Consider the following 5,847-nt stretch of genomic DNA (forward strand, 5'->3'; position numbering starts at 1 on the left):
CGCAGGCCGCCGGCGCGCACTTCGCCGCGGCCGAGCGGTACGTGCGGCAGTGGCTGCGGGACCCGACGATGTCGGCGCGCCGGATCGCCGACGCGATCGGGCTCAGCGAGCGGCAGCTCTCCCGCGTGCTGGCGGAGCACGGTACGAGCGTGCCGCGGCTGATCGCCCGGCGGCGCGTGGAGATGGCGAGCCGCATGCTGCGCATGCCGTCGTACGCGGAGCAGACCGTCGAGGCGATCGGCCTGCGCTGTGGGTTCTCGTCGGCCGCGCAGTTCTCCCGCGTGTTCCGGGAACAGTCGGGCATGTCGCCGTCGGAGGCCCGCCGGTATGCCCTCGCGGCCAGGGCTTGATACTTTCCGCCGACATTCATGGCCAGGCCTTTTCCCAGGTCGGGGCGCACGGCACCCTGTGCGCATGCCTGAGTTCGACGACGGTCAGACCGAGACCGCACTGCCCAGCCACACCGCGACCGGCCCGACCCCGGAGGCTCCCGACGTCGTCGTCGAGACCGACGTGCTGGTCGTGGGTTCCGGCCCGGCGGGCGCGTCGGCGGCCCTGTTCCTGTCCAGCCTCGGTGTCAGCACCATCATGATCACCAAGTACCGCTGGACGGCGAACACGCCCCGCGCGCACATCACCAACCAGCGCACCATGGAGATCTTCCGCGACCTGGGCATCGAGGACCAGGTGCTCGCGGACGCCACCCCGCACGAGCTCGTCGGCGACACGGTGTTCTGCACGACGATCGCGGGCGAGGAGATCGGCCGCATCCTCACCTGGGAGACGCACCCCGCGCGCGAGGCGGACGCGCGGCTCGCCTCGCCGTCCCTGACGGTGGACATCCCGCAGACCTACCTCGAGCCGATCCTGGTGAAGAACGCCGCCCAGCGGGGCGCGCAGACGCGGTTCTCCACGGAGTACCTGGGCCACACGCAGGACGCCGAAGGTGTCAGCACCCGCGTGCTCGACCGCGTCACCGGCACCGAGTACACGATCCGCTCGAAGTACCTGATCGGCGGCGACGGCGCCCGCTCCCAGGTCGCCGCCGACATCGGCCTGCCCATGGAGGGCGCGATGGACATCGCCGGCTCCATGAACATCACCTTCAAGGCCGACCTCACCCACCTCGTGGGCCACCGCCCGTCGGTCCTGTACTGGGTGCTGCAGCCGGGGTCCGACGTCGGCGGCATCGGCGCAGGGCTGGTGCGCATGGTGCGGCCGTGGAACGAGTGGCTCGTCGTCTGGGGCTACGACATCGCGGGCGAGCCCCCGCAGCTCGACGACGCCGCGGCCGCCGAGATCGTGCGCCAGCTCGTGGGCGCCCGGGACCTGGACGTCGAGATCACCGGCTACTCGCTGTGGGGCAACAACCAGATGTACGCGACGCACCTGCAGCAGGGCCGCGTCTTCTGCGCCGGCGACGCCGTCCACCGGCACCCGCCGAGCAACGGCCTCGGTTCCAACACGTCGGTCCAGGACTCGTACAACCTGGCCTGGAAGATCGCCGCCGTGCTGAACGGCCACGCGGCGCCGTCGCTGCTGGACACGTACTCGGCCGAGCGTGCCCCCGTGGCCGAGCAGATCGTGCTGCGCGCCAACAAGTCGGGCGGCGAGTTCCGGTTCATGGAGGTGCTCGGGGTCCTGGACGCCGAGACGCCGGAGGCGATGCAGGCCGCGATCGACGAGCGCAAGGCGAACACCCCCGCGGGTGCCGCCAAGCGCGCCGCGCTCGTGGAGGCCATGGACCTCAAGCACTACGAGTTCAACGCGCACGGCGTGGACATGGGCCAGTTCTACGAGTCCGCCGCCGTCGTGCCGGACGGGTCGCCCAAGCCCGTGGACGAGCGCGACCCCGAGCTCTACTACAAGCAGTCCACGGTGCCGGGCGCGCGGTTCCCGCACGTCTGGGTCGCCGACGTGCACGGCCACAAGCGCTCGACGCACGACCTGGTCCCGTACGGGCAGTTCACGCTGGTCACGGGCATCGCGGGCGAGGCGTGGGCCGAGGCCGCCGCGAAGGTCGCCGAGGAGCTCGGCGTGCCGCTGGAGGCCGTCGTCATCGGGCCGGGCCGCGACGTCATCGACACCTACTACGACTGGGCCAGGATGCGCGGCGTCGAGGAGTCGGGCGCGATCCTGGTCCGCCCCGACTCGCACGTCGCGTGGCGCGCCCAGACCCTGGCCGACGACCCGGCCGGGGCCCTGGGCGGCGCGCTGCGGTCGGTGCTCGGCCGGGGCGGGCAGCATGGCTGAGCCCGACGCCGAGCAGTCCGCGCGCGAGCAGGAGCTGGTCGACCGGGTCGCGGCGTCGTTCGCGGGCGCGGACGACGAGCGTCTGGCGACGGTCATGCAGTCCCTGACCCGGCACCTGCACGCGTTCCTGCGGGAGGTGCGGCTCACCGAGGACGAGTGGAACCGGGGCATCGCGTTCCTCACCGCGGCCGGGCACATCACCGACGACAAACGGCAGGAGTTCATCCTGCTGTCCGACGTGCTGGGTGCCTCCATGCAGACCATCGCGATCAACAACGCCGCCCACGCGAACGCGACGGAGGCCACGGTGTTCGGCCCCTTCTTCGTGGACGACGCGCCGCGCATCGAGAACGGCGGCGACATCTCGGGCGGCGCCACGGGCCAGCCGTGCTGGGTGGAGGGCACGGTCACCGACACCGCGGGCAACCCCGTGCCGGGCGCGCGCATCGAGGTGTGGGAGGCGGACGAGGACGGTTTCTACGACGTCCAGTACGGCGACGACCGCACCTCCGGCCGCGCACACCTCTTCACCGACGACGACGGCGGCTACCGCTTCTGGGGCGTCACACCCACGCCGTACCCGATCCCGCACGACGGGCCGGTCGGCGCGCTGCTCGCGGCGTCGGGCCGCTCGCCCATGCGCGCCGCGCACCTGCACTTCATGGTGACGGCGCCCGGGCTCCGCACGCTGGTGACCCACATCTTCGTGCGCGGCGACGAGCTGCTGGCGTCGGACTCGGTGTTCGGCGTCAAGGACTCGCTCGTCATGGACTTCGAGGAGCAGCCGGCGGGCACCCCGGCGCCTGGTGGCCGCGAGGTCGAGGGCGCCTGGGCCCGCACCCGCTTCGACGTCGTCCTGGCCCCGGGGGACTGACCGGGCCGGCTCGCCGTCGTCGTGCCCGACGTCGTGCCCCTGGGTGCGCGGTCGGGCCTGGGTCATGCTCGTCGCGCTCGTGATACTCGGTACCACCTGGTGTCTGCTCGCCGGGTGCGGCGGCATGGTGAGCGTCGGCCGGCGGGCCTACGTCGGCGTGGGCGGGTACGCGCCGATCCGGCTCGCCGACGCCGTCCGCACCCCGCCGTGGGCTGCCGTCCTCGCGGCCTTCCGCGGCACCGACCGGGTCGACCGCGTGGGCTTCGTCCACCGGTTCGCGCTGGCGCGGACGGTCGCCGTCCTGCTCGGGACCCACCTGCTGATGCGTTCCCGCGTGGGACTGGGGCTCACCAGTGGTGGTGGGTGGCATCGGCACCGTCCTGGTGGCGGGGTGGTTCCTGCTCCTCCCCACGACCTGTCGGGTGCGGTCCGGGCGGATCTGACGGCGTGGTGAGTCCGACGTCACAGCGTCTTGGGTCGACGACGCGACTCGGTATCAACGAAAATAGTTGATCCGCAGATCAGCGGGTGAGCCACGTGCAGCGTAGCCGTAAGCCTGCACCGGAGGAGGACCCATGACGGACGCCGACGACGCCCAGTACCACTCCATCGCCAACCCTCGCCGGACCACGCTCGTGCATCGGAGCGTCACCGACACCTACGGGTCCCTGCACGAGGAACGCGAGACCCCGGCCGACGACGCCAGCGCGGGCTGAGTCGAGCGGGGTCCGCGCCTGGTCCTGGTGCCCACGACGGAGGGCCCGGTCGCACCGCCATGCCTGGCGGGCGCGGCCGGGCCTTCCGTGTTCCCGGACGGTGGCGTGCCCAGGCCTGCGGGGCGTCCCTGCCGAGCCGTCCGGCATGCGAGACGAATGCCGCACCCGCAAAGTTCACCCCCTGCCCCACTCGGCCCTGTCGAAAGCCTGGTGAGGGGCTGGAGTTCACCTCCGATTCATGTGATCGACCTCACTCCCGTTACATTCCGGAAACAAGTCCGCTAGCCTGGAGCGCGCATCCTCTCCCACAATTCGGTGAGCGGAAGCGGTACGCATTTTGATGCAGGTGCATGAAACACGGCGAGTTCGGCACGGTGCGCAGGCGGGCAAGGACCCGCGGCGACCGGTACGACGTGGAACAGGGAACTCGCAAGGAGCCCGGCCCCGAGACGGGGCGCGGACCCAGCAGAGCACGTCCGATCACGTACGACACAAGAACTGAGTGGGGTTACCAGGGATGAATGGCGAATCGATTCGACACTTCACGGACGGTCGCGTTCCCGACGCCGGGATCGCGCACCTCTTCAGCGTCGAGAACCGATTCCAGGCGCGCCTCGACGTCGAGGCCGCACTAGCGCTCGCGGAGGCCGAGGTCGGCCTGATCCCGGAGCCGGCCGGTGAGACGATCGCCCGGGCCGCCCAGATCGAGAAGCTCGACCTCGACCGGGTGGCGGCCGAGACGGCGTCGGCCAGCCACCCGCTGATGCCGCTCATCGAGGAGTTCGCGCGCGTGGTAGGCCGCGAGTACGGCGGCTGGGTGCACTGGGGTGCCACGACGCAGAACATCACCCAGACGGCGGACGTGCTCGTGCTGCGCGACGCGCACCGCGCGGTCAAGGACCTGCTCGCCAAGGTGCTGCGCGGCATGTCCAAGCAGGCCGAGGCGTCGGCCGCGGTGCCGATGGCGGGCCGCACGCACAGCCAGCACGCGGTGCCGGTCACGTTCGGCTTCAAGGTCGCCGTCTGGATCGACGAGCTCACGGCGCACACCGACCGGCTCGAGCGCCTCGAGGACCGGCTCTTCCGGGTGCTCATGGGCGGCGCCGTCGGCACGTTCGCGTCGTTCGGTCCCGCCGGGCGCGAGGTCGAGCGCCGGGTCGCCAACCACCTGGGGCTCGGCACCATGCCGGTCCCGTCGCGCGCCATCAACGACGGCATCGTCGAGCTGGTGCTCGTCCTGGGCCAGGTCGCCGGCACCGCCGGCAAGATCGGCAAGGACATCTACTCGATGATGCAGCCGGAGTTCGGCGAGGCGTTCGAGCCCATCCCCGAGGGCACGGTCGGCAGCTCGACCATGCCGCACAAGCGCAACCCGCAGCTCGCCCTCGACCTGCTGTCGATGAGCGCCCAGCTCCGCGCGCTGGCAGCGCCCGCGCTCGAGTCGATGCAGCACGACCACGAGGCCAACGGCGGCATGACCGACCTCCTGGAGTCGACGGTCTCCCGCGCCACCGTCCTGGCCGGCGACATCCTGACCCGCCTGGACGTCATCCTCGACGGGCTGGAGCTCGACGAGCAGCGCATGCGCGCCAACCTGGCCCTCAGCGAGGGCCTCATCGGCTCGGAGTCGCTGATGATGGAGCTGGGCGAGCGCATCGGCCGCCAGAAGGCGCACGAGGTCGTGTACGAGGTGGCGCAGGAGTCGGCCGTCGGCGACGAGCAGTTCCTCGACCTGCTGGTGCGCAACACGACGGTCAGCACCTACTTCGACCGCGACGAGATCTGCCGCCTGATCGACCCGCGCGCCTACCTCGGCGAGAGCATCACGATCGCGCACGACATGGCGCAGCACGCCCGCGCCGTGGCCGACCGGCTCGAGTTCAGCGCGCGCACGGCCAAGCCGGTGCCGCTCTTCGTCCGCGACACGGCGGACGAACCCGCCCCCGAGCCGAGCACCGGGGACGACGTCGCCGTCGCCCGCCCGGTCGACGGCACCAGGGTCGC

General features: G+C 71.6%; 6 protein-coding genes. All 6 read left to right on the top strand.

Annotation, left to right across the window (positions count from 1 at the left end):
• A partial coding sequence (locus tag PROKR_RS26305; RefSeq protein WP_169736596.1) for a helix-turn-helix transcriptional regulator occupies positions 1 to 350 on the top strand: 350 nt, incomplete at its 5' end.
• Between the two features lie 64 nt (positions 351 to 414).
• Positions 415 to 2,253, top strand: coding sequence for an FAD-dependent oxidoreductase (locus PROKR_RS26310; protein WP_036969675.1), 1,839 nt, complete (start codon positions 415 to 417; stop codon positions 2,251 to 2,253).
• Positions 2,246 to 3,127 carry a dioxygenase family protein gene (locus PROKR_RS26315; protein WP_036969678.1) on the top strand — a complete coding sequence of 294 codons (882 nt, stop codon included), beginning with the start codon at positions 2,246 to 2,248 and terminating at the stop codon, positions 3,125 to 3,127. Before PROKR_RS26310 ends, PROKR_RS26315 begins: the two co-directional genes overlap by 8 nt.
• A gap of 124 nt (positions 3,128 to 3,251) precedes the next feature.
• Complete coding sequence (locus tag PROKR_RS26320) at positions 3,252 to 3,581, top strand: hypothetical protein (RefSeq protein ID WP_157602717.1); 330 nt, start codon at positions 3,252 to 3,254, stop codon at positions 3,579 to 3,581.
• A 121-nt stretch (positions 3,582 to 3,702) separates the two neighbouring features.
• Positions 3,703 to 3,843, top strand: coding sequence for a hypothetical protein (locus PROKR_RS33125; protein ID WP_020017462.1), 141 nt, complete (start codon positions 3,703 to 3,705; stop codon positions 3,841 to 3,843).
• 517 nt (positions 3,844 to 4,360) lie between these two features.
• Positions 4,361 to 5,847, top strand: a 1,487-nt coding sequence (locus PROKR_RS26325) for a class-II fumarase/aspartase family protein (RefSeq protein ID WP_084800693.1), incomplete at its 3' end; no start/stop codon positions are given.

The sequence above is a fragment of the Promicromonospora kroppenstedtii DSM 19349 genome, assembly GCF_000515355.1.
In the GTDB taxonomy this organism is placed as follows: domain Bacteria; phylum Actinomycetota; class Actinomycetes; order Actinomycetales; family Cellulomonadaceae; genus Promicromonospora; species Promicromonospora kroppenstedtii.